The 22,016-nt window shown below is 37.4% G+C and carries 26 protein-coding genes; 9 read left to right on the plus strand and 17 right to left on the minus strand.

What is annotated here, in order from left to right; translation table 11 throughout:
* Nucleotides 1–5: 5 nt before the first annotated feature.
* From AC23ME_RS08040 to AC23ME_RS08050, 3 genes are read left to right on the plus strand one after another with little or no spacing between them, the layout of a single operon-like run.
* On the plus strand, nt 6–1,025 hold the full coding sequence (locus tag AC23ME_RS08040) for an NAD-dependent epimerase/dehydratase family protein (protein ID WP_487727237.1): 1,020 nt from the start codon (nt 6–8) through the stop codon (nt 1,023–1,025).
* Complete coding sequence (locus AC23ME_RS08045; protein WP_487727238.1) at nt 1,025–2,095, plus strand: dihydrodipicolinate synthase family protein; 1,071 nt, start codon at nt 1,025–1,027, stop codon at nt 2,093–2,095. The genes AC23ME_RS08040 and AC23ME_RS08045 overlap by 1 nt, the downstream gene beginning before the upstream one ends.
* Before the next feature lie 40 nt (nt 2,096–2,135).
* Nucleotides 2,136–3,524 (plus strand): Gfo/Idh/MocA family protein, encoded by a 1,389-nt coding sequence (locus AC23ME_RS08050; RefSeq protein ID WP_487727239.1) that lies wholly within the window; start codon nt 2,136–2,138, stop codon nt 3,522–3,524.
* A gap of 123 nt (nt 3,525–3,647) precedes the next feature.
* On the opposite strand, the gene AC23ME_RS08055 is transcribed toward AC23ME_RS08050, so the two are convergent.
* Both AC23ME_RS08055 and AC23ME_RS08060 read right to left on the minus strand, forming a co-directional pair.
* Nucleotides 3,648–3,959 carry a hypothetical protein gene (locus AC23ME_RS08055; protein WP_487727240.1) on the minus strand — a complete coding sequence of 104 codons (312 nt, stop codon included), beginning with the start codon at nt 3,957–3,959 and terminating at the stop codon, nt 3,648–3,650.
* Between the two features lie 49 nt (nt 3,960–4,008).
* Entirely contained in the window at nt 4,009–4,455 is a 447-nt protein-coding gene (locus tag AC23ME_RS08060; protein ID WP_487727241.1) for a ferritin-like domain-containing protein, read from the minus strand.
* A gap of 259 nt (nt 4,456–4,714) precedes the next feature.
* Between AC23ME_RS08060 and AC23ME_RS08065 the strand changes: the two genes are divergently transcribed.
* A complete protein-coding gene (locus AC23ME_RS08065) occupies nt 4,715–5,338 on the plus strand; it encodes an NAD(P)H-dependent oxidoreductase (protein WP_487727242.1) in 624 nt (207 codons plus the stop codon).
* A 144-nt stretch (nt 5,339–5,482) separates the two neighbouring features.
* Nucleotides 5,483–6,055: a Crp/Fnr family transcriptional regulator gene (locus tag AC23ME_RS08070; protein WP_487727243.1), complete on the plus strand. Its 573-nt coding sequence runs from the start codon at nt 5,483–5,485 to the stop codon at nt 6,053–6,055.
* On the opposite strand, the gene AC23ME_RS08075 is transcribed toward AC23ME_RS08070, so the two are convergent.
* Nucleotides 6,056–6,418: a winged helix-turn-helix transcriptional regulator gene (locus tag AC23ME_RS08075; protein WP_487727244.1), complete on the minus strand. Its 363-nt coding sequence runs from the start codon at nt 6,416–6,418 to the stop codon at nt 6,056–6,058.
* Nucleotides 6,419–6,515: 97 nt separating this feature from the next.
* On the opposite strand from AC23ME_RS08075, the gene AC23ME_RS08080 reads away from it, so the two are divergent.
* Both AC23ME_RS08080 and AC23ME_RS08085 read left to right on the plus strand, forming a co-directional pair.
* On the plus strand, nt 6,516–7,436 hold the full coding sequence (locus tag AC23ME_RS08080) for an NmrA family NAD(P)-binding protein (protein WP_487727245.1): 921 nt from the start codon (nt 6,516–6,518) through the stop codon (nt 7,434–7,436).
* Between the two features lie 132 nt (nt 7,437–7,568).
* Nucleotides 7,569–8,696, plus strand: coding sequence for a serine hydrolase domain-containing protein (locus AC23ME_RS08085; protein WP_487727246.1), 1,128 nt, complete (start codon nt 7,569–7,571; stop codon nt 8,694–8,696).
* On the opposite strand, the gene AC23ME_RS08090 is transcribed toward AC23ME_RS08085, so the two are convergent.
* Nucleotides 8,693–9,346, minus strand: a complete 654-nt coding sequence (locus tag AC23ME_RS08090) for a LuxR C-terminal-related transcriptional regulator (RefSeq protein ID WP_487727247.1) — start codon at nt 9,344–9,346, stop codon at nt 8,693–8,695. The genes AC23ME_RS08085 and AC23ME_RS08090 overlap by 4 nt on opposite strands.
* A gap of 222 nt (nt 9,347–9,568) precedes the next feature.
* Here AC23ME_RS08090 and AC23ME_RS08095 point away from each other — a divergent pair, with 222 nt between their 5' ends.
* Nucleotides 9,569–10,822 (plus strand): YaiO family outer membrane beta-barrel protein, encoded by a 1,254-nt coding sequence (locus AC23ME_RS08095; protein WP_487727248.1) that lies wholly within the window; start codon nt 9,569–9,571, stop codon nt 10,820–10,822.
* A 1-nt stretch (nt 10,823) separates the two neighbouring features.
* Nucleotides 10,824–11,984 (plus strand): hypothetical protein, encoded by a 1,161-nt coding sequence (locus AC23ME_RS08100; protein WP_487727249.1) that lies wholly within the window; start codon nt 10,824–10,826, stop codon nt 11,982–11,984.
* Nucleotides 11,985–12,103: 119 nt separating this feature from the next.
* Here the strand turns inward: AC23ME_RS08100 and AC23ME_RS08105 are convergent, their stop codons facing one another.
* The 13 genes from AC23ME_RS08105 to AC23ME_RS08165 form a co-directional block, all read right to left on the minus strand.
* A complete protein-coding gene (locus tag AC23ME_RS08105) occupies nt 12,104–14,149 on the minus strand; it encodes an LTA synthase family protein (protein WP_487727250.1) in 2,046 nt (681 codons plus the stop codon).
* Nucleotides 14,150–15,601, minus strand: a complete 1,452-nt coding sequence (locus AC23ME_RS08110) for a glycosyltransferase family 2 protein (protein WP_487727251.1) — start codon at nt 15,599–15,601, stop codon at nt 14,150–14,152.
* Nucleotides 15,601–16,746, minus strand: coding sequence for a HEAT repeat domain-containing protein (locus tag AC23ME_RS08115; protein ID WP_487727252.1), 1,146 nt, complete (start codon nt 16,744–16,746; stop codon nt 15,601–15,603). Before AC23ME_RS08115 ends, AC23ME_RS08110 begins: the two co-directional genes overlap by 1 nt.
* A gap of 18 nt (nt 16,747–16,764) precedes the next feature.
* Nucleotides 16,765–17,139: a response regulator transcription factor gene (locus tag AC23ME_RS08120; protein ID WP_487727253.1), complete on the minus strand. Its 375-nt coding sequence runs from the start codon at nt 17,137–17,139 to the stop codon at nt 16,765–16,767.
* A gap of 161 nt (nt 17,140–17,300) precedes the next feature.
* Nucleotides 17,301–18,320, minus strand: a complete 1,020-nt coding sequence (locus AC23ME_RS08125) for a WD40/YVTN/BNR-like repeat-containing protein (protein ID WP_487727254.1) — start codon at nt 18,318–18,320, stop codon at nt 17,301–17,303.
* Between the two features lie 12 nt (nt 18,321–18,332).
* Nucleotides 18,333–18,767 carry a DUF2147 domain-containing protein gene (locus AC23ME_RS08130; protein ID WP_487727255.1) on the minus strand — a complete coding sequence of 145 codons (435 nt, stop codon included), beginning with the start codon at nt 18,765–18,767 and terminating at the stop codon, nt 18,333–18,335.
* A gap of 71 nt (nt 18,768–18,838) precedes the next feature.
* Nucleotides 18,839–19,141: a hypothetical protein gene (locus tag AC23ME_RS08135; RefSeq protein WP_487727256.1), complete on the minus strand. Its 303-nt coding sequence runs from the start codon at nt 19,139–19,141 to the stop codon at nt 18,839–18,841.
* A gap of 54 nt (nt 19,142–19,195) precedes the next feature.
* A complete protein-coding gene (locus AC23ME_RS08140; protein ID WP_487727257.1) occupies nt 19,196–19,606 on the minus strand; it encodes a VOC family protein in 411 nt (136 codons plus the stop codon).
* A complete protein-coding gene (locus AC23ME_RS08145) occupies nt 19,599–20,000 on the minus strand; it encodes a DoxX family protein (RefSeq protein ID WP_487727258.1) in 402 nt (133 codons plus the stop codon). The genes AC23ME_RS08140 and AC23ME_RS08145 overlap by 8 nt, the downstream gene beginning before the upstream one ends.
* Nucleotides 19,984–20,442, minus strand: coding sequence for a VOC family protein (locus AC23ME_RS08150; RefSeq protein ID WP_487727259.1), 459 nt, complete (start codon nt 20,440–20,442; stop codon nt 19,984–19,986). Before AC23ME_RS08150 ends, AC23ME_RS08145 begins: the two co-directional genes overlap by 17 nt.
* Nucleotides 20,443–20,536: 94 nt before the next feature.
* A complete protein-coding gene (locus AC23ME_RS08155) occupies nt 20,537–20,986 on the minus strand; it encodes an SRPBCC family protein (RefSeq protein WP_487727260.1) in 450 nt (149 codons plus the stop codon).
* A gap of 6 nt (nt 20,987–20,992) precedes the next feature.
* Nucleotides 20,993–21,505, minus strand: coding sequence for a DinB family protein (locus tag AC23ME_RS08160; RefSeq protein ID WP_487727261.1), 513 nt, complete (start codon nt 21,503–21,505; stop codon nt 20,993–20,995).
* Nucleotides 21,506–21,508: 3 nt separating this feature from the next.
* Nucleotides 21,509–22,006: a DinB family protein gene (locus AC23ME_RS08165; protein ID WP_487727262.1), complete on the minus strand. Its 498-nt coding sequence runs from the start codon at nt 22,004–22,006 to the stop codon at nt 21,509–21,511.
* Nucleotides 22,007–22,016: the final 10 nt, after the last annotated feature.

Genomic DNA, 22,016 nt, shown 5'->3' on the forward strand with positions numbered 1-22,016 from the left:
AACACATGAACCTGAATTTAAAAGAATTTGAAACACAACTTTTAGCGCCATCACAAGCCTTAATTGACGATATCAAAAAGATAGATGGCGACATCATGTTTTTGGGAATTGGTGGAAAGATGGGACCTAGCATGGCCGTACTCACAATGAGAGCATTAAAAGCTGCTGGAATTGAGAAAAATGTTATTGGCGTATCTAGGTTTTCTTCTGGCGGATTAAGAGAGGAACTGGAAAACGAAGGCATCCAAACCATTGCCTGCGATTTACTGAACGAAGAAGATTTGAAAAAACTTCCGCAAGTACCCAACATTATTTACCTAGCGGGACATAAATTTGGAACCACAGGCAATGAAGATTTCACTTGGGCAATGAATGCTTATCTGCCAGGACTAGTTTCATCGCACTTCAAAAACTCTAAAATTGTTGCTTTTTCATCTGGAAATGTATTGCCTTTTGTGAACCTAAAAGAAGGCGGTGTATCCGAAGAGCAATCTCCAGAACCAATTGGCGAATACGCACAGTCTTGCTTAGGCAGAGAAAGAATTTTCGAGTATTTTTCTAAGAAGAACAACACCCCAATGTTGATTTATAGACTTAACTACGCTGTTGATTTTAGATATGGCGTATTGATAGAAATTGCCAAAGCAGTTAACGCAGAAAGACCAGTAGATTTAACCACACAGAACGTAAACGTAATTTGGCAAGGCGATGCTAACGAAATTGCCATTAGGTCGTTGCTACACTGTAGCTCGCCAGCTAAGATGCTAAACGTTACTGGCCCAGAAATTTTATCTACCAAATGGATAGCAGAACAGTTCGGTTTGCTGCTGAACAAAACACCTCAATTTACTGGCTCAGGGGCTGATACAGCATTGTTAAATAACGCTTCAGAATGTCATAGACTTTTTGGCTACCCAAGAACAACCATCAGAGAAGCCATTGAACATACCGCTAACTGGATTTTAAATGGCGGAGAACTTTGGAATAAAGACACGCACTTTCAAGAGAGAGGAGGAAAATTTTAATGAACAAATTATCACAACAGCTGAAAGCACATTTAATGCAGGGAACGGTAATACCAGCGCATCCATTAGCATTAAACGAAGACCGAACCTTAGACGAACAACACCAGCGCTTACTGACCCAATATTACATGAGTTCGGGAGCTGGAGGTATCGCTATTGCTGTACACTCTACACAGTTTGAAATTAGAGACCCAGAAGTAAATCTATTTGAAAAAGTAATTGAATTAGCTAGCGAAGAAATCACAAAAGCAAACCTAAACAGACCTTTCCTTAAAGTTTGCGGCATTTGCGGCCCAACAGAACAAGCGGTTAACGAAGCTAAATTGGCCGTAAAACATGGTTATCATATGGGCTTATTAAGTATGGGCGGCTTACAAGGTTGGACCGAAGAGGATATTCTTGAGCGGGTTCGTCAGGTGGCGCAGGTAATTCCAGTTTTTGGTTTTTACTTACAACCATCTGTTGGTGGCAGAATTTTCTCTTACGATTTTTGGTCGAAATTTGTAGAGATTGAAAATGTAGAAGCTATCAAATGTGCTTCTTTCAACAGATACCAAACTTTAGATGTGATGCGAGCTTTAGCAAACTCGAACAGAAGAAACGAAGTAGCCATGTATACAGGCAATGACGATAATATTGTGAACGACTTGCTAACTACTTACCGCTTCCCTACCACAGAAGGACAAACCGAAATAATCTTTAGAGGTGGGCTTTTAGGACATTGGGCAGTTTGGACAAAGAAAGCAGTAGAATTGCTAGAGAAAATTAAACAGCATAAGCTTAAACCTAATGCAGCAGTTGCTGATGAATTATTGAGCCACAATGTTGCGGTAACAGATAGCAATGCCGCCTTATTCGACCCTTCGCATGATTTCCATGGCTGCATTTCTGGTATCCACGAAGTGTTGCGCAGGCAAGGTTTACTAAAAGGAATTTGGTGTATCAGTCCAAAGGAAACACTTTCTCCCGGGCAAAGTGAAGAGATTGACCGCATCTACCGAGACTACCCACAACTACATGATGATGAATTTGTAAAAGCGTTCTTAAAGGAAAAATCTAACCCAAGTTAAAACCTAGTTTGCTAGCAAACACAACCTAAACACTAACAAAATGAACAGAAGAAATCTTTTAAAAACTTTAACGCTAAGCCTAGGAGCAACTGTGATAACTTCCGACCTTTTAGCTAAGGTTGACAAGAATACTTATCGCTATAAAATCAAAGAAAACCCGCTTCATAAGCCTATTAAAAAGGCAGTTACAGCCATTACTTTGGGTGCAGGAAATAGAGGAATGGTATATGGCACCTATGCCGAAAACTTCCCTAACGACATGAAAATAGTGGGTGTTGCTGAGCCTATCGCTTTTAGAAACGAGAGATATGCAACCATCCATTCTATCCCTCAGGAAAACAGATTTAATACTTGGGAAGATGTATTTAAACGCCCAAAATTTGCTGACGCTATTGTAATTTCTACGCCAGATAACATGCACTACGAACCTTGCATGAAAGCTTTGGAATTAGGTTACGACATCCTTTTAGAGAAGCCTATTGCGCCAACTGAAAAAGAATGTAGAGATATTTTGGCTTTGGCTAAAAAGAAAAATCGAATTGTAGCGGTTTGTCACGTGTTGAGATATGCACCATACTTTATCAAGATGAAGGAATTGATAGAACAAGGTGCTATTGGGGAAGTGGTAAGTGTGCAACATTTCGAACCTATTGAGCACATCCACATGTCGCACTCTTACGTTCGTGGAAACTGGCACAATTCAAAGGAAACCACCCCTATCATTTTAGCAAAATCTTGTCACGATTTAGATATCATTAAATGGGTAATTAATAAGCCTAGTAAAAAAATAGTTGCCATGGGCGATTTAAAATGGTTCCGTAAAGAAAATGCTCCTGCCAATAGTAGCGATAGATGTGTTACCTGTAGCGTAGAGAGAGAATGCGCCTATTCTGCAGTTAGAGAATATGCTGATAGACAAACTCACTTTCTATCTGTTTTAGATGTACCTGATAATATCCCGAATAAAAGAGAACACATTTTGGAGAAACTTAAAACCAGCAACTACGGCCGTTGCGTTTACCGAATGGATAACGACCAACCAGACCACTACGTAACCAGCATACAGTTTGCAGATAGTGTAACGGCAAGTTTTTCTATGGAGGCCTTTACTTCTTACCATGGCAGACGTACCAGAATAATGGGATCTATGGGAGATTTAGTGGGTGACATGAAAGAATTGGTTCACAACGATTTCAGAACAAGAAAAGAAACTAAGTTTATACCAGAGGCACAAGATGTGAAAGGTTACGAAGACCATGGTCATGGTGGTGGCGATTGGCTATTGACCAGAGACTTTGTGAATGCGGTTAGTCAACAGAACCCAAAACTTTTAACCTCAACCATCGAAGATTCTATTGAAAGTCATTTAATGGGCTTTATGGCAGAGGAGAGCCGAAAGAAAGGTAAAATTATGGATATTAAGGTTTAACTTTTGATAAAAACCCCTTAGCTAAGACGTTAAGGGGTTTTATTTTATCGGCCTATAATCAACAAAAAACCACTCCCTATTACAGAAGTGGCTCACACTAAACACATTTATATTTTAAACACACTATTCGCTGGTCCATTCGTCTTTCCAAGCATTTGTTCCGGCAGAAGGCACTTGAATTTTAGCCGTATTCTTACGACGTCCAACAGGGCCCTTCAATTTTTCAGATTTTTCTAAATCTTCTTGCCAACTACCACCATTTTTCTTAGCAGTCATGTTTTTAAGATTGTCGAAGGTATTAGAAATCCACTCGCCACAAGCTTTTCTAGTTTTTGGGATCGCACAAATGATAGCTACCCCTGCTAAGGCAGCAATTCCAGTTGCGATTGCAACTTTATTTGTATTTCTATTTGGCATTAAAAAATTCGTCATCATCATCTTTAATTTTAGTTTAATTATCAATTAAATAACCCCAAATGCAATCTTATTGTTTCGCCATATCTCGCAATGCTTTGATCGTGTCGTGCGCCCGGTTAATAGCCGTAGACTGCGCAGATACAACCTGTAACGCTTCGCCCTCCAATCTACCTTGTTCTAACACACTGCTATAAGCCTTTTTAATGGTATCCTCTCCTCGTTCAGCTTCTGATAAAATACTGGTTCTATCCGAACCACCAAATAACGACTTCACATCAATCCAAGCACGGTGCAAACTTCCAGCCGCACTATTTCCTGTTTCAGGTTCACCAGCTCTTGATGCTACAACCGCCGTTAACTCCTGACTGAACCTTCTACTTTGTGTAGCAAATTCCTGAAAGATTTCCTTCAAATCAATGTTTTCATCATCAATATCTGCAAGCACTTTTTCAAAACCTGCTATTCTATCATTATTAAGCTCTATTAGCTCGTTCAATAAATTATTCGCTGTCATGTTATTTTCGATTTATAAAAATGGGAGAAAGGCAAAACGTTCGGTTCCCATCTTCCTTGGTTTCGCCCTTCTCCCACAACCACAACAGCAAAGTGCTTCGGCTGTTTAAAACATTATCAAATCAGGTATTTTGCAAGAAAAATACGCAAGTAATTACTTTCAATAGAGTAGAAAATTAAGTTGTTAAATTTTGTGATTAAGGTCACAGGTATAACCTCTCATTGTTTCGGAATTTTGCATAAAGATTTTGACAACAACAATGAAAAAGATATTTGTAATTAATGGCGGACAACACTTTGCTCACTCGGGCGGAAAGTTTAATAAAACGATTAGCGACTGGGATAAAGATTTTTTCACCATCGAAAATGGATTTGAATTAAAATATACGGATATTAATGAAGACTATAACCTTATCGAGGAAGTAGAGAAATTCGTATGGGCCGATGTAGTAGTTTATCACACACCTGTTTGGTGGTTCGGCTTGCCTTACAAGTTTAAACAGTATTTAGATACGGTTTTCACCGCTGGTCACAGAAAAGGAATTTATTACAGCGATGGGCGTAAACTTGAAAATCCTGAAATTAATTATGGCACTGGTGGCTCCTTGCATGGTCGCCAATATATGCTAACCACCACTTGGAATGCTCCCGAAACTGCCTTTACTTTACCTGGCGAGTTTTTCAACGAAACTAGCGTAGATAATGGTGTAATGTTCGGTTTCCATAGAATGAATGCATTTACAGGAATGAAAAAACTAGATGGTTTTCACTTCCACGATTTAGAAAAAAATGCGACACCTGAGCGCATCGAAAACTATGAGAACACCTACAAAGCACATTTAGAGCAAGTCTTTAGCGAAGCATTAGCGATAATAGAAGCATAAAAATACGCCTACTTATCGGCGTAGGCAGTAAACTGAAATCACAAAGCTTTATGTAACTTCTATCGCATCACGATTGCCAGTCGAGCTGGCAATGACGAAAACAAGAAAGATTAAAAAGCATATTTCATTTCGTACTTTTACCAAATGGAATATGCTTCTTTTTTACGCCAACATATTGAACAGATTGTTACGCTTAGCGATGAAGAATTTGAATTAGTCATCAGCTATTTCAAGCCAAAAGAGGTAGCAAAAAAAGAATATCTAATTAAAGCTGGAGAAAAAGTTACCGCTGAATTTCTGGTTGTAAATGGCTTGTTAAAAGCATTTCTGTTTGATGAAAAAGCAAAAGAACACATCATTCAATTTGCAATGGAGAATTGGTGGATTTCCGATTATCCAGCCTATGCTAAACAGGATACTGGCGAAATGTGTGTTAAAGCATTAGAGAACTGCATCGTTTTAGAACTTAGTTTAGAAAACAAAAATCAACTCTGTGAAAAACTACCTAAAATGTACCGCTTTCACGGACAAAAAGCTTTTGGTGGCTTTGTTGCGCAACAAAAAAGAGTGCTTTCTATGATGAAAAACTCACCTATCGAAAAGTACGAATTATTGTTAGATCAATATCCTCAATTATTCCAAAGAGTTTCTAAGACAATGATTGCACATTTTTTAGGTGTCTCCAGAGAAACACTAAGCAGGTTGCATAAAAAGTAATTACACCGAAGTGCGCTCCATGTCCTTAAGTCCCCAAATTGCCATAGCATCAATTACCGGAAACAACTCCCTCCCTGCTTCGGTTAAACGGTAAGAAACGTAAGGCGGCACCACAGGCTTCGCTTCTCTAATAACCAAATTATCAGCTTCCAACTGTTTCAAATGCTGAATAAGCATCTTTTCAGTGATAGCAGGAATTGCCCTTTTTAACTCACTATATCGCTGGTCGCCTTTATTTAAATGATATAAAATAATGGGTTTCCAATAACCACCAATCTTTCCCATCACATAACTTACGGGGCATTGCGACACCGCATAACGCTTATTTTCTTGGATGGTAGATGTTTCTTTAATCGCTGTCATTTATACATACTTTAGGGTAAGTACTTGTAAAAAAGTAAGTACAAATATACCTTTGTTGACACAAATAAAAAAATTAAATAACTCAAACGAAGTTGTTATGATTTCAAAAGAACAGCTTCATCAATCATTAAATAATAAACAGATGAAAATTATCATTTCAGGTTCCCTAGGAAATATCGGTCAGCACTTAACTAAGTTATTGGCAAAAGAAAATCACGAATTAGTTGTAATTAGCAGCAATGCTGATAGAAAAGAAGCCATTGAAGCTTTAGGTGCAACTGCAGCAATTGGAAGTATTAACGATGTAGATTTCCTGTATCAAACTTTTGCAGGTGCTGATGCATTATTTCCAATGACACCACCAAACATGGGCGGACAAAACATCATTGAAAACACGGTAAAGGCCGGAAAAGCTTTCGCACAAGCTATTGAACATGCAAATGTACCTCGTGTAGTAATGTTAAGCAGCATCGGTGCAGATGTAGAAAAAGGAACAGGTCCTATCGCTGGCTTACACCAAATCGAGAAAATTTATAATGAGTTAAATACTTCAGTTACTTTTTTAAGAGCTGGTTATTTCTACACTAATCACTACAACGATGTTCCTTTAATTAAAAATGCAGGAATTATTGGCGCTAATTTTCCAGCAGAAACTAAAATTCCTTATGTACACCCACAAGATATCGCGATAGCAGCTGCCGAAGAATTGCAAAAACAAACTACAGGTAAAAACGTACGTTATATCGTAAGTGATTTCCGCAGTGCTGCTGATACTGCTAATTTATTAGGTAATGCAACTGGAAACCCAGCATTGCCTTGGGTAGAATTTACCGACGAGCAATCTTTACAGGGTATGATTGGCGCAGGTTTACCAGAAGAAATGGCTCATCTTTATACCGAAATGGGACAAGGGCTTCGCGAAGGCAAAATACAAGCCGATTTTGTGAATAATAATCATCAGACAGAAGGCAATACCAAACTGGAAGACTTCGCTCAGGAATTCAAATCAAAGCTTTAGTTAGATACAAAGGCCAGACGTTAAATCTGGCCTTTTTCTTTTATCAGCCCATAAATAAATAAGCAAATTTTAAATCAAATAGTTCTATCTTAGAATAACCATAAATCACCCTTAACCAAAAGAATTATTTTAATGAAAAAGCTAATCTCTACTATCATCTGTCTCCTTATTGTATTAACTGGTTTCGCTCAGCACGAAAAAACTGAAGCAGAAATTACAGAAATGATGAAAAGAATTGATGTAGCCGGATTAGCAGTTGCTGTAGTTAAGGATAATCAAATCATTTACAACCATTCTTTTGGAAAAAAGAGCATCGAGAACAACACCTCGTTAAGCAACACCGATATTTTTAGGATTGCTTCTATTTCAAAGTCGTTTGCATCTACTTCTATCATGCAGTTGGCCGAAGCAAAAAAACTCTCTTTAGATGATGATTTTGGTGATTTAGTAGGTTTTAAAATTAGAAATCCGAAGTATCCGGACACGAAAATTACGTTAAGAATGGTGCTTTCACATACTTCAAGCATCAACGACAGCCAAGGTTATTTCAATTTGGATGTAATTAATCCGGCAAAAAATGAAAACTGGGCAAAATGCTACACCGATAAACAACCCGGTGTTGGCTACTTGTATTGTAATTTAAATTTCAATATGGTTGGTGCAGTGATAGAACGAATTACTGGGCAGCGTTATGATAGTTACGTTAAGCAACATATTCTTACTCCATTAAATTTGTACGGCGGCTATTGTATCGACTCTCTAGATAGCCAACGTTTTGTGCCTTTGTACGAATACGAAAATAAAGCTTTTAAACTTGCTCCAGCGGCCTATGCGCCACGCAGAGAAGAACTGAGCAAATACCAGTTGGGTTATAGCACTCCTATTTTATCTCCAACTGGTGGAATGAAAATCTCGGCCGCAGATTTAGCAAAATACATGCTAATGCACATGAACTATGGCAAGGTTGGAAAAGTAAAAATCATCTCTAAAAAGAGTTCGAAACAAATGCAAACACCATTAAGCGGAGAAGAAGGTTACGGTTTGGCATTGCGTGTAACCGAAAAATTGATTGATGGCAAAAAATTAACTGGCCACACTGGGTCTGCCTACGGTTTATATAGCGCTATGTTTTTCGATCCAAAAGAGAAATTTGGTATTGTGGTTATCACCAATGGTACCAGTCCCAAAGGAAAAGATGGCTACAGGGCTGTAATTAAAGAAAGTTTCAATATCCTATACCAAAACCTAATAGCTAATTAAAGCAAGTTAAAGGCGTGGGCAAACTTTACCGCATCGTAATTATTTTTAAGCGATAGTTTCTTGCGGATATTTCTGCGGTGGGTTTCTACCGTTGCTAATGCAATAAAAAGCTGTTCTGCAATTTCGGGAGAACTTAATCCTAAAGCCATAAGTTTGAGCACCTCTATCTCTCTTACCGACATTTTACCAAACACCAATGCGTTATTACGTAAAAACCTCACATCGTCCATCAACCTATTAATTTTTATGGTGATATGGTGCTCTGGATCTAAAGGGCTTGCAGTGGTAATCAAATGAGTGACAACGTCTTCGTTATTTTTTACAAAAACCTTGGTATTACTAGCGTAAAGTTGCCAAGTTCCGTCTTTAGATTTTACCTGCTGAAAGTACGAAGTTGTGTTTTCTGAAACTTCTTGTAAGCGTTTGTTAATTTTTGCGGCGTAGTCTTTATCGTCATCTATATTAAAATATCTAGTAACGTATTCTCTAGGATTAATGGCCTGCATTTCCTTCAAATCTACACCCAGTATATCCAAACCAACTTTATTCATGTAAACTACACTATGATCTAGCACAGATTGTACTATTATAGGCACAGGTAAATCATCAGCAACAAGCTTTAATGCTTCCAATTTTTCAGATAGGTTCATATCAAAGGTATCTTTATAATCTGCACTAAAATAAAACAAAGGATATATTCCTACAAATTGTAGATTTTTTTTCCTAAAGTTAATTAAGCACCTTTGTATAAAATTAATACACTTTTTAGTTTTAGAGATTTACAGAATATAAAGAGCTATTTTCACAGACTTAACAGCTTAGCTAACTATTGGTATGTTAATTGAATATACTTAATAAATAAAATTATACGGATGAAAAAAAAACTGATTAGGTTTTTATCAATCGCTTTTATATTACAACTTTTTGTTGTTGGCAATTTATTTGCCCAAGACACTACAAATCTTACATCCGACGAGCTTTTTACGCAGGCTAGAAACATCCCAAAAGAGAAAGCTAACTACCCAAAAATTATCAGCACCTTAAAACTGGCGCTAGAGAAAAGTCCAGATTATGCCGACATCCGTTTATTTCTTGGTAGGGTTTATACCTGGAATGACAACTTAGATAGTGCTAGGTATCAATTTAATCAGGTTTTATCTAAAGAACCTACAAATTTGGAAGCCTACTCTGCCATTTTTGATGTAGAATACTGGAACGAAAATTATAGAAGAGCATTAGACCACGCCAATCAGGGCTTGCTGTACGATCCCAATTCTTCGGAATTATTGATTAAAAAGGCGAAAGCACTAAATGCCCTGAAAGATAGCAGACAGGCATTGGCAGTTTTACGGAGTTACAACAAGCAAAACCCAGGGCAAGATACCGTTAAGACCTATTACCAAATGCTGAGGAGTGAAAACGCCAAAAACTTAATAGACCTAAGTTACGAGTACGTTTATTTCGACAAGCGCTTTGATGATCCGTGGCACTACACCTCATTAGATTATACCAGAAATACCAGCTTGGGTTCTATTACCGGACGTTTAATGTATAGCAACCGTTTTAGGGAAGATGGTTTACAAGGCGAAATAGAAGCTTACCCCTCAATTTCTAAAGGTATTTATGCGTATGTAGGGGCTGGCTATTCCCAGTCGGATATTTTCCCTCGGTTTAGAGCTGGCGTATCCTTATACTACACTTTACCTAAAAGTTTTGATGCCGAAACAGGTTTTCGATATCTAGATTTCAACCCTAGCAAAACCTACATTTATGTACTTGCGCTCGGCAAGTATACTGGTAACTTTTACTTCAACCTTAAATCGTACCTATCACCAGATGTAGATATTTTCTCGCATTCGTATACTTTTAGTGCCAGATACTATTTCTCGGACAGATATAACTTTATCGGCGCTCAAATTGGAGCGGGTATTTCGCCAGATGACAGAGCAAGAAATATCATGGGCGAAGGTAACTTGAGCACCTACAAATTCGGCGTAAACTATTCTAGAGACCTCGTTAAAAACTTCACCATTGCTACCAGTGGATTGTGGTTTTATGAGGAGTACAGAACCGGCTTATGGGGCAACCAAATTGGTGTAGGCGTTTCTTTAATAAAACGTTTTTAAAATGAAACGCGGCCTCATTAGCTCCATATTATTTTATCTGGTCATCGGGCTTCCCCTTTGGATGTTCTTGGCTTGGTTTTTTTGGCCAAAAACCAAATTGGTAATTGCCATTGTAGATAAAACCGTACTATTTAAAACCGGTCAGGAACATGCTTCGCTTACTTGGGTTTTACGCAACAACAAATACTCCAAAACCTCAAAAGATTTATACACGGTTGGAAAGGATTATTTCGGTTTTTTCCCTAATAAAAATAAAAAATACGACCTTAAAGGTTTAGAAAGAGTTTCTGATGAAGATCTTGAAAAACTAAGCAGAAATGTGGATATGGCCTACATTACCGATACTTACGGTATTTATTCGAAAGAATGGTATTTGGCGAAAAACATAACCGAGCGGCAACGGCTTTTGTACGGAGGTCTGTCTCCTCAAGACATGACTTTCCTTAAAAAGATGAAGCAAAAGAAAAAACTCATCATTACAGAGTTTAACACCTTCGCCACACCTACTTCTGATGTGGTTGCAAGAGATTTTGAGCAAACTTTTAAAGTGAAATGGACTGGTTGGGTAGGTAAATATTTCGATTCGTTTGATACCTTGAGAAATAAGGAACTACCACGTTGGCTAGTAGAAAACTACAAAGCTCAAAACAATAATAAATGGCCATTTAAACGTGCAGGAATTGCTTTTGTAAATAAAAGTGATAAAATTGTAGTGCTAGAATATGTAAACCATTTGAACGGCGAGGTGCCTTACATTTTAACACGAAAAGAAGAGCGAGAGAGATACAATATCCCGAAAAGCATTAAATATCCGTTTTGGTTCGATATTTTACAGACATCTAGATCTAACAAAATCGTTTCGTTTTACGATTTAAAAGTAAATGATGCCGGCTCAAAAATATTAGCTGACAATGGAATACCTGCACAATTTCCAGCAATTATAGAGCACTATAGAGACGATTACAAGTTCTATTATTTTTGTGGCGATTTTGCCGACAATCCCATTTCACAAGGTGGATCTTACTTTAAAGGGATTGGTTTATTTAGGAGTCTTTTTTATAACGACGATATTGCGGCAGAACGTGTAAGTTTCTTTTGGGAGTTCTACAGACCAATGATCAATAAAATCTTAGCTGATTACAACGAAGAACTGCAGGATTAATTAGGTGTTCAACCACAAAGAACACTAAGCTGTTTATTTTTCATTTTAGCTGATCAAATTCATCCATTTGATAACAATACCCGAAGTTCATTTCAAAAAGACATCATCCAAAGCGAAATTTACGGTTTAAACTTTCTGTAAAGCGTATCTGGCAACAATTTCCGCGTTTGTATCACCTGGCTATTTTGCGATTTATATTGGTTAAACTCTCCTACCAACTGACTTTGTCTGGCATCGTCTTGAATAGCTTGAAGTGTAAAATTATCGCCCATACTAAATAATGTTTGTCCGTTTAAGAAATATTCACCAGAAACATAATCTGTTAAATCACTTACAGTTTGTTTTAAAGGATAACGATGAATGTTTCTGTACTGTCTAACGGTATCTAAACCAGTTCCCACCCAAGTAACCAACTCCGGTGCTTTCAACTGGTAGTTTGCTTGTAAAAATTTAACCACTGATGGTGCAATATCTAGGTGACTTGAAACCGAGCGAATATTTGCACTGCGTTTCAACATTGGCGAATAAATAAGTAAAGGCACATGGTATCGATCTATTTTTGTTGACATTGGAATTTCCGGAAGTCTGTGATCGCCAGTAATGATAAAAATGGTATTACGATAAGAAGGCAACTTAGCAAATTCTTGCAACAGATATTTGATAGCCTCGTCAGTGTAGAGAATTGTTGCGTATTGGTCTTTGTAATTTCTATGTTCTTCCTTTTGCTCGTTATCAAAACCAAGTTTGTTCATTTGATTTTCCATCAAAGCATAGTATTTATCCATCTCTGGCACCTTGTAAGGCGTATGCATTGATATAGTCTGAATGTAACTCACGAAAGGCCTATCGGTTGGTAGCTTAGCATAAAAACCTACTGCCTTTTTCATCAAATCTAAATCTGGATAACCCCAATAAGAATTATGTGAAGCGGGGAAATCGTTAAAATTGGCTTTTGAAATTAACTGATCAACATTTTGGGCTTTGATGAATAAGCCTTCATTATCAAATGCTACATCGGTACTCATTAAAAATGAAGAACGATATCCATTATGTTTTAGCAAACTTAAGGTGGTAAAAGCTGGCGGCATTTGCGAGCCAAGATCGTTGTAACCTTTGGCAAAAAATGGAAGCGATCCCAAAATAGAAGGCAAAGAAGCAAAAGTTCTACCTTGTGCCGCCAAAAAATTCTCAAAATATAAACTTCTTGTTCGCAGTTGATCCAAAAACGGCGTAAAACTTCCTAAATAAGAATTTGGTCCACTAAATGCTCTTCCTAAACCCTCTACCTGTATAAAAACAATATTCGGTCGAGTTAAAGTATCTATATTGAAGAAATTACCCAAAACATCAACTGTGTTCTCTTCACGCAAAAAAGGATAATTGGTGTTTACATACTTCATTTGCGGACGGACGGCATTGTCACCATCCATTCCATCTTCAAAGTAATTTGCAGCGTAAATATCCACATCCGGCTCATTATCGAAAAAATAAGCGTAACTACTTTCAAAGAAAAAAGCTTCCTTATTTACCGCCACGTTATAATCGTAATCTCTTTTAAAGCCCGATTGAGGAGGTAATGCAGACACATTGAAATATAGCAAGCCTAAAGACACTACAAATATCCCAACTGGCAATCTGTAATCAACCGTCTTAATTTTCCCAGCTAACTTTAACGCAAACCACAAAAAAACAAATGGAAGTATAAAAATAAGGATCGTAAAAACATCAATACTTAAACCCGCAGAAACTGTCTGTTTGATATCGGCGTACGAATAACCGTAAAAATCGGAACCAAGAGGCACCAATGCCGTGAAAAAATATTTCAACAGCAATAAATAAATTAAGATATAGATGCTAAAAATAACGCCTGCAGCAACGTAAATGTATTTTTTAACCTTAATAGAGAAGAAAAACAACAGAAAAGGCAAGTACAATACAGGCAATGACTTGAGCAAAAAAATCACATCGAAAATAAATGCTTTCAATACAAGTGAGAAAAAACCGCTTGGCATTTGTCCCTTTATAGCTACGTAGGTATATTCTAATATTTTAATAAAAAACACTGTTGCAAACAATGCAACGGCATATTTTAAAAATAGCACTACACTATTCTTAAATCTATCTAATACCGGATATTCTGGTGCCTCAAAAAAAGTATTCTCCATTTACACTGTAGTTTTTTCGGCGTTGGCCGAAGCATTATTTCCTTTAAAACCTGTACGTGTCATTGCTCCCCAATTATTTTTACCAGTAAACTTATCTATGTTGCCCCTAATTGCCCAATAAACTGTTAGCGGATGATAAAAAAATGGCTCTAAAAATGCTGCCAAAAGCAACTTCACCAAATCTCCACCCTTGGTATATTGTTGGTAAGACATTTCTTCAAAAAGAATGGCAACGGTAGACAAAGCAATAGAAAAGAAGTATACCATAGCAATGAGGATAGCCGAAAACTCCCAATTGATATTGCCCATTATTGCCAGCATAATAAAAACACTGATACCTAAAAATTCTATAATTGGCGCTAACCATTCAAAAAAGAACCAGTAAGGATAGCTTAGCATTCCCAAGACACCATAACGCGGGTTAAAGAACAAATCTTTGTGCATCCACAGTGTTTCTATCGTTCCACGGGTCCAGCGGTTGCGCTGTCTGCCCAAAATTTGCAAATCGGTAGGTGCTTCGGTCCAGCATAACGGATCCGGAATGTAAACTACCTTAAAACGTCGATCTTGTTCGTACATATATCTACGCATGCGCACCACCAACTCCATATCTTCCCCTACCGTGGTATGATCGTAGCCTCCAACTTTAATCACGGTATTTTTATCGAACAAGCCCATGGCACCAGAAATGATCAACAGCCCATTCAGCCTGCTCCATGCCATACGTCCCATTAAAAACGCCCTGATGTACTCTAATACCTGAAAACGTGGCCACAAATTTTTCGGCATATTCACCTCAACCAACTTACCATCTTCTACCACACAAGAGTTGGCTATACGCACCACACCACCAGTTGCAATTACTTGATATTTTTCTTCCAAGTACGGTTTCGCCAATTTCAAAATAGCATCTTCTTGCACAATACAATCTACATCGATACATAAGATGAGATCTTTTGCAGATACATTTATCCCAGCATTTAAAGCATCAGATTTACCACCGTTTACCTTATCTACTACACTTAGTTTAGAGAAAGATGGCAACTTAGACTTATAAACCCCTCGTATTTCGTTGCACTTAATTTGATAGTCTACGGCAAAATCAACTTTCTCTAGCTGGTAATAATCGAACATACGTTGAAAAGTATTGTCCTTACTCCCATCGTTAATAATAATTACCTCGTAATTGCCGTAATGCAGCGAAAGTAGTGATCTAATATTTTCAATAATGGTCGCTTCTTCGTTATAAGCCGGGGCTAAAATGGAAACCGAAGGCGCCAAGGGTGATATCAATATTTCACGATAGTTCACGTAACTGTTCTTCTTCATATAGCCATTCATCTCAATGGCAGAAAGCAGTGTTAGCACCACATAAGAGCCCATCACAAACAACGCATAATAAAATATGGCATTGTTAAAAATGGTTTCAAATGTGCTTACAAACTCTCTCATTATGATTTGATGCGGTTATCAAGTACGTGTTTAATAATTGCCTGATTTTCTAGGGTAGTCTGTTTGTAAATTTCTCTCAATTTTCCTTCGCCATCGTTTGGATCTCGCTTAATGGCATAAAAAGCCTCACGCTTAACTTTAATATCTGGAGAATAAATTCTGGAAGCCAAAAAATCGTTATAATTTCCTGATGAGATTTTACCGATTGAAGTTAATATCTCTAGCTTAATATCCTCTGGCTGATCAAAATAAACTTCGAACATATTCTTCTCAGCATCAGACAGCTCCAATTTGCCAATAATTTCTACTGATTTTTTAACAACTCGTGGATTGTGATGCTTCAACAACCGTTCAACTTCATCTGCGGCGTCAAACTGCATGAAATGGTCAATCAATTTCAAACAGAGCATCACTACGGTATCATTTGGCGACCTCAACCATTTTGCGAAAGAAGGTATAGTTAATTGCTTGTTTTTAGTAATGATCTCGAACAAAACCACCTGATGCCAGTCTAAAATCCGTTCTTGTGCCCTATCTAAAAAATGGAAAGGATCTTTTTGGGATAGTTTGATGTAGGCTGCCTGAGCTTCCATACGCAGCAACGCATTCTCATCATCAGTATATTTGATAATTTCATCAGCCATTTCCGTAATTCTCATTTCGTTAGCCTCCCTAATTCCCTCTATCTTAACCTCCCAATTCTTATTGTTGATTTTCTTTTTCGACTTTTTATCCAAGCCTAATTTTCGATACAGAATAGATAATACATCTTGTATTTGACCGGTAAAGTTCCTATGATAGGTAAGTATTTCGCTGATAAGCACTTTATTCACCACCGTTTTTCGCAGTGGCAACTTTTTCATTTTTGGATAAAAATGTGCTACAATATCATCAGTTTCTTCGCTTTCATCAAAAATAATAAGGTTAGCGAGCATATTATCAATATGTTCCTTCCAATTTTTTAATTCTCGATTTTGGTTAGCTTGATGTAAGCGGCGAAATGCAATATAAATATAAAGCTCTAACACTGCGATGGCACAAAACAGCACAATGAGTAATGAAATCCGTATGTTGGACGGAAAATACACCAAGCGATCGGTGTAAGTTTCTTTGATATAGTTTATAATGGTTTCGAAAAAATTCATTTGCCAGATAAGCGCTTACTAAAAAACGTTCTGTTTAATGTATCTTTTTATTCTTACGGAAAGTTCATTTAAATTGAAGGGCTTGTAGATAAAGTCGTCGGCACCTAAATGAAAACCTTCCAAAACTATGTTCTCTAACCCAACTGCAGATATTAATAGCACAGGTGTACTTTTCTTAATAGGATCATTTTTGATGTAACTCAGAATTTCCATTCCACCAATAAATGGCATCATGATATCTGTAAGGATCAAATCGTAAGTATTACTTTTTACCTTTTCCATGGCCTGTCTTCCATCAGAAGCCACATCCACTTGATATCCATCTTTTTTGAGCTTAAACTCTAGGGCTTTAAGCATCAATACTTCATCTTCGGCTATTAGTATTTTAGACATTTTTATCCTCCTTGAATGTTAATCACCGCAATTTTCCTACCACTTACAAGAATACAACTAATTGGCGTCATTTAACATTAAAACAACATCGTATTCATACAAATATAACAGCATTCACTCCTATTCAGAGTATTTATTTCCCCACAGTGTAGAAATATTTTTCAGGGCATTAATTTGAGTTGATAGACCTGACCTTTACCTCCCGCTAAAATTATAGTTTGATCGGCTGCCTTAACAGCATTAAAGCTTAGTAGGGAGATATTTTGCCAAGTTTTGCCACCATCGGTAGAAACGTCGGTACCAGAAGTGCCGGTAGCCACGCAAAAATCTTTAGTGACGTAGATTACGCCAGAACGATAGCCATCTACGGGTTGCTCAGATTTCTTCCAGGTTTTGCCACCGTTTTTGGTGTAAAGTACGTTATTGCTATTGTCTTTATCTTTGAGGTAATTACCACCCACTACAACACCGTTTTTCTCATCAAAAAAATCTAAAGAAAAGGCGCCTGTACTGCTTTCGCCTTGTATAATTGGACATTTAAAAACTTTCCAAGTGTTGCCATAATTGGCAGAATAATAAATATTGGATACTTTTCCGCCCGTTGCCACCCAGACTTGTCCGTTGCCAGCCGTTTTAATGGTTGTACCACTAGCTGCAAAGCCCGCCTCGCCAACTTGCATTGGTACTTTCAGTAAATCGGAAATGTTTTTCCAAGTTAAACCGCCATCATTTGTACGTAGCAATTGCATTTTATGATTGATAGGGTCGCCAAACACCATTCCGTTCTCGGCATCCCAAAAATCCATACCATCTAAAAAGATAGCAGTATCTGTATTTTTGTAGTTTTCTCGCCAAGTTTTACCACCGTCTACGGTAGACAAGATATACGCCGGAGAACCTGCATTAACAACAATAGCCTTCTTATTATCAAAAGCTTGAATATCTCTAAAATCTAGAGTTTCGTAACCTTTGGGTTGTGTCCATTGCCAAGTTTTACCTCCATCTAAAGATTTCCCTACTTGCCCCTTACTTCCGCTCACCCAAATCACGTCCTTGTTTACCACCGACAGGCCACGCATGCTTGTTTTTGCGTCGGCAACTAAAGGAATTAACTCATAATTTTGAGCTGATACGGTCGTTATTCCGCAAAGTAACAATAGCCAAGTGAATAATCGAGACATAGAAATGATTAACTACTTAACTCGTTTGAAAACCTCAGTTCTACCAATTAGCGAAACGCCTATAAATCCGCGAACGCTTAATTGATTGGCATCTTTCAAAGTCAATTTACAGCTATAAGTTTTGCCAGATTTTGGGTCGTAAATAGTTCCGTCAATCCATTTACCGTCATCGAAAATGAAATTTTTAAGGATTTCTAGATTAAGAAGTGGTTTATTACGCAGACTTTCTGTTGGATTTTTCTCGTCGGTTTTAGGTTTACCCTTTTCGTCGTTAGGTTCTTTTATCCACGCTAGTTTACCGAAAAACTTATCGCCGCGTTTATAAATTTCTATTTGGCCTTCGCCAGATGGATTTAACCATTTACCTACAATATCGTCTTTCTTTTGGGCAAAAGCCGATAAAGAAAATGCAACTAGCAATATAAATAATGATGATTTCCTTAACATAATTCAAGTTTTAGTCTTTTAAAGTTAAGGAATTTAAGAGAGAAAAGTTTTAGGAAAATAAAATTATAGTGCTAAAAAATGCTCAAAAGGGCATTTATGCTTTTGTTACTATCCATAGTGTTTGGGAAATAGTCGATGGGAGTATAAAGAAAATCATGGGTTAAAACTTCTGCCATACATCCGTTATGCTTAACAATTTCATAAACCTTTGCTTCTAGATTATCAAAAGTCTTTTCGAGTACTAAACGAAGAATACAATCTTCATCTTCCAAATCGAAGCTAACTTCTACCAATATAAATGCAGCAAGTACATCAGCTATAATTTGCTGCGCAATTATTGGGCATTTTACATTGGTTTTAAATACTTCGACCATTATCTAAATTAAAGAAAACATCCGAGCAATTAACTCGGATGCTTAGTTATTATTTTAAGGATTTTGAGGAACAGCACTCATGTCCATAAATCCAATTTCCCACATGTGGCCATCAAGGTCTTCGAAACCGTGACCGTACATCCAACCGTGGTCTTGTTTAGGCACTAATGCTTTACCTCCTGCTTCTATCGCCAAACGAACGTATTGGTCTACTTCTTCCCTACTTTCGGCAGAAATGCAGATTAAAACTTCTGTACTTTCTTTTGCGTTTGAAATAGGTTTTGGAGTGAAAGTCTTAAAAAATTCCTCTCTTAACAACATTATCATGATGTTTTTAGAAACAATCATACAAGTTGCATTTTCGTCTGTAAACTGCTGGTTAAAAGTGAAGCCTAGGTGCGTATAAAATTTTATCGCAACGCTTAAATCCTTAACAGGGATATTTACAAATATTTGCTTAGCCATTAGTTTTATATTTTAAAAGGTGATGATAAGTAAGGTAAGAAATGAGCAATAAGCTAAAAGTTACAAGCGGAGCAAACGACATGGCAACTACGCCATCTACCGCCAAATGCCCAATCATTGCTGAAATGTACTTGATACCGCAGCCTACATAAGCCCATTCTTTAATGCGTTTACCAATGAAAGGCAGTATCAAAATTAAACCACCAATAAAGTGACCGATACCAATTTCCATGGCCAACCACGTTGGAATGCCTAGATGCTCTGTACCTTGTTTAGCTTCGGGGCTATCCATAAAGAAAACCCCTGGCAATATAAAAAGCGCCAATAAACCTGTAGAAACCCAGTAAGCTACTTTGATAGATTTTTTCGGTTGATTATTAAGTGTTTTTTCCATCTTGTGCTTCGTTAAAACTTACCATCCATTGAATTTTGAATTTATCTTCCAGCATTCCGTAGTAATCGCCCCAAAACTGGTCTTGCATAGGCATTTGTACGGTTCCGCCTTCGCTTAACGCTCCGAAAATTCTATCTGCATCTCCACGGCTATCAACACTGATACACAGTGAAACGTTAGTTCCCGAAGTTACAGGAGGCATGTTAGAAGGCACGTCACTCGCCATTAACATAGTTTGTCCAACAGGAAGTGAAATGTGAGCAAGTCCGTTCGCATCATTTTCTGGAATGCCTTCGCCTACACAACCTTCGCCGTCGGCAGAGTCTTGTGGCATTTCGTTAAAGCGCATCACGAAAGGAAAATCGCCACCAAAAATAGATTTGTAAAAATTAAAAACCTCTTCGGTATTACCGTTAAAGTTTAAATAAGGATTAATTACCATAGTTATATTGTTTTGATTTGATAAATGATTAAGACAAATTTAGCTGTTGCTTTTAATTTTTAGTATAGCCGAACAAGTCAATTTTGAGGGTGTTTTAAGACATCTTTTTAAAAGGATTTCCAGTTCCTGTTTCTACATAAAGTTTCAAGCTATTGGTAAATTGTTGCCAACCGTTAGCACAAATTTCGTAGCACTCTATAGTTTCGTTTAAGCCTTCATGTTCTAAATGCAATAAAGTTTTTTCGCCTTCAGCTTTGAGCTCCCAAACTATTGTTGTACCCACCCATTCCGTTTTATTTTCCAGCTCAGGGATATCAATTAAGGATGCTTTGACGTACCAAACTACTTTTGCATTTGGCACTAATTCCGCCACTTGCATGGTTTTGTAGACGCTATCGCCAAAGCGAACTGTAAATTCTTCACCTTCTTTATTTGCGGTACCTTCAAACATTTCCGTCCACCAAAATGGGATTTCTTGAGTTAAGGCAGTGAAAACTTTAGCTGAGTTTGCTTTAAGTATTATTGTCGATTTATAATTTTCCATTATTTATTAGTTAGTACTTTCGCTAGCCATATTATTTAGCTGATGCGTATGCCTTTGTGTATGAAAAATTACAAAGCTTACAAGTTCAAAGCGTGTCAAATGTCCCATTCCTGGAAACTCAAAGTCTAAGCAGGTTAAAGTCAAATCTAAACTGGGAACAATGTTGATGATGGATTTTTCTATTTCACCCAACTTTTCTCGCTGTACTGTAAGTGAATAATTTTGGTCAACTGGCTCAATAAATGGTGGCGAAGTATATTTAGACCCAAAATCTAGAAAAATGCCTTTAATCTGCGCTACCTTTCCATCATCTTCGCCTTCGGCAGGTTTGGTATTTCCCAAAAGCACTTTATCAATATCCGTAGCCGCCAAAATTATATGTTGTGCAACCATAGCAGGCGACCAATTACTTCCTGCTGGTTTTTGATTGAATGAGCTTTCGCTAAAACGCTGAACTGCTTTATCCAATTCGGAAAAAGTACTTTTCCAAGTTTCTAATAATGTTGTATTATTTTCCATAGTTTACATATATTTCATTGCTTCATAACCTAACAACCTGCGCCAAAGTGCAATTTGCCCAATGCAATTTGCTTCGCGATAGCTGTTAAAACTCACCATTTCGAACAAAGGAAAACTCATCTGTTCTACAGGAAAATCAATTACTTTATCCAATTCTTCATCAGTAACGTTCAAGAATTTTTCTCTTAAAATAGGCGATATTTTATCCCATTCTTCTTCGTAATTTTTTAAGGATGGATAGGCTACATCCTTAATCCCTTGATGGTGTTTAAATAATTCATCGGAGCTAGATTTTAAATCGACACCCATCAAATTAGCCAACTCAAAACGTTCTTGCAATAAACTTCCGGCCAACCAATTGATGTGATTTGCTTTCGTATCTAAACGTTTCAGGGCATCTTCATCATTGATACCATCTAATACACTGTGATAAAAGGTGGTTTGTATATCGTATAGCACCAAAAAGCCATACATTCTATTACTTACTGATTTCAAATCCATAATATTCAAA

Source organism: Pedobacter sp. T50_32 (assembly GCF_057652195.1).

Coding starts and splice junctions, on each gene's coding strand:
- AC23ME_RS08145 (WP_487727258.1), bottom strand. CDS start 20,000: ATGGAAAAAACACTTAATAATCAACCGAAAAAATCTATCAAAGTAGCT.
- AC23ME_RS08120 (WP_487727253.1), bottom strand. CDS start 17,139: ATGTCTAAAATACTAATAGCCGAAGATGAAGTATTGATGCTTAAAGCC.
- AC23ME_RS08090 (WP_487727247.1), bottom strand. CDS start 9,346: ATGAACCTATCTGAAAAATTGGAAGCATTAAAGCTTGTTGCTGATGAT.
- AC23ME_RS08095 (WP_487727248.1), top strand. CDS start 9,569: ATGAAAAAAAAACTGATTAGGTTTTTATCAATCGCTTTTATATTACAA.
- AC23ME_RS08140 (WP_487727257.1), bottom strand. CDS start 19,606: ATGGCTAAGCAAATATTTGTAAATATCCCTGTTAAGGATTTAAGCGTT.
- AC23ME_RS08155 (WP_487727260.1), bottom strand. CDS start 20,986: ATGGAAAATTATAAATCGACAATAATACTTAAAGCAAACTCAGCTAAA.
- AC23ME_RS08040 (WP_487727237.1), top strand. CDS start 6: ATGAACCTGAATTTAAAAGAATTTGAAACACAACTTTTAGCGCCATCA.
- AC23ME_RS08050 (WP_487727239.1), top strand. CDS start 2,136: ATGAACAGAAGAAATCTTTTAAAAACTTTAACGCTAAGCCTAGGAGCA.
- AC23ME_RS08130 (WP_487727255.1), bottom strand. CDS start 18,767: ATGTTAAGGAAATCATCATTATTTATATTGCTAGTTGCATTTTCTTTA.
- AC23ME_RS08080 (WP_487727245.1), top strand. CDS start 6,516: ATGATTTCAAAAGAACAGCTTCATCAATCATTAAATAATAAACAGATG.
- AC23ME_RS08100 (WP_487727249.1), top strand. CDS start 10,824: ATGAAACGCGGCCTCATTAGCTCCATATTATTTTATCTGGTCATCGGG.
- AC23ME_RS08075 (WP_487727244.1), bottom strand. CDS start 6,418: ATGACAGCGATTAAAGAAACATCTACCATCCAAGAAAATAAGCGTTAT.
- AC23ME_RS08165 (WP_487727262.1), bottom strand. CDS start 22,006: ATGGATTTGAAATCAGTAAGTAATAGAATGTATGGCTTTTTGGTGCTA.
- AC23ME_RS08135 (WP_487727256.1), bottom strand. CDS start 19,141: ATGGTCGAAGTATTTAAAACCAATGTAAAATGCCCAATAATTGCGCAG.
- AC23ME_RS08110 (WP_487727251.1), bottom strand. CDS start 15,601: ATGAGAGAGTTTGTAAGCACATTTGAAACCATTTTTAACAATGCCATA.
- AC23ME_RS08045 (WP_487727238.1), top strand. CDS start 1,025: ATGAACAAATTATCACAACAGCTGAAAGCACATTTAATGCAGGGAACG.
- AC23ME_RS08125 (WP_487727254.1), bottom strand. CDS start 18,320: ATGTCTCGATTATTCACTTGGCTATTGTTACTTTGCGGAATAACGACC.
- AC23ME_RS08115 (WP_487727252.1), bottom strand. CDS start 16,746: ATGAATTTTTTCGAAACCATTATAAACTATATCAAAGAAACTTACACC.
- AC23ME_RS08065 (WP_487727242.1), top strand. CDS start 4,715: ATGAAAAAGATATTTGTAATTAATGGCGGACAACACTTTGCTCACTCG.
- AC23ME_RS08085 (WP_487727246.1), top strand. CDS start 7,569: ATGAAAAAGCTAATCTCTACTATCATCTGTCTCCTTATTGTATTAACT.
- AC23ME_RS08160 (WP_487727261.1), bottom strand. CDS start 21,505: ATGGAAAATAATACAACATTATTAGAAACTTGGAAAAGTACTTTTTCC.
- AC23ME_RS08060 (WP_487727241.1), bottom strand. CDS start 4,455: ATGACAGCGAATAATTTATTGAACGAGCTAATAGAGCTTAATAATGAT.
- AC23ME_RS08105 (WP_487727250.1), bottom strand. CDS start 14,149: ATGGAGAATACTTTTTTTGAGGCACCAGAATATCCGGTATTAGATAGA.
- AC23ME_RS08150 (WP_487727259.1), bottom strand. CDS start 20,442: ATGGTAATTAATCCTTATTTAAACTTTAACGGTAATACCGAAGAGGTT.
- AC23ME_RS08070 (WP_487727243.1), top strand. CDS start 5,483: ATGGAATATGCTTCTTTTTTACGCCAACATATTGAACAGATTGTTACG.
- AC23ME_RS08055 (WP_487727240.1), bottom strand. CDS start 3,959: ATGATGACGAATTTTTTAATGCCAAATAGAAATACAAATAAAGTTGCA.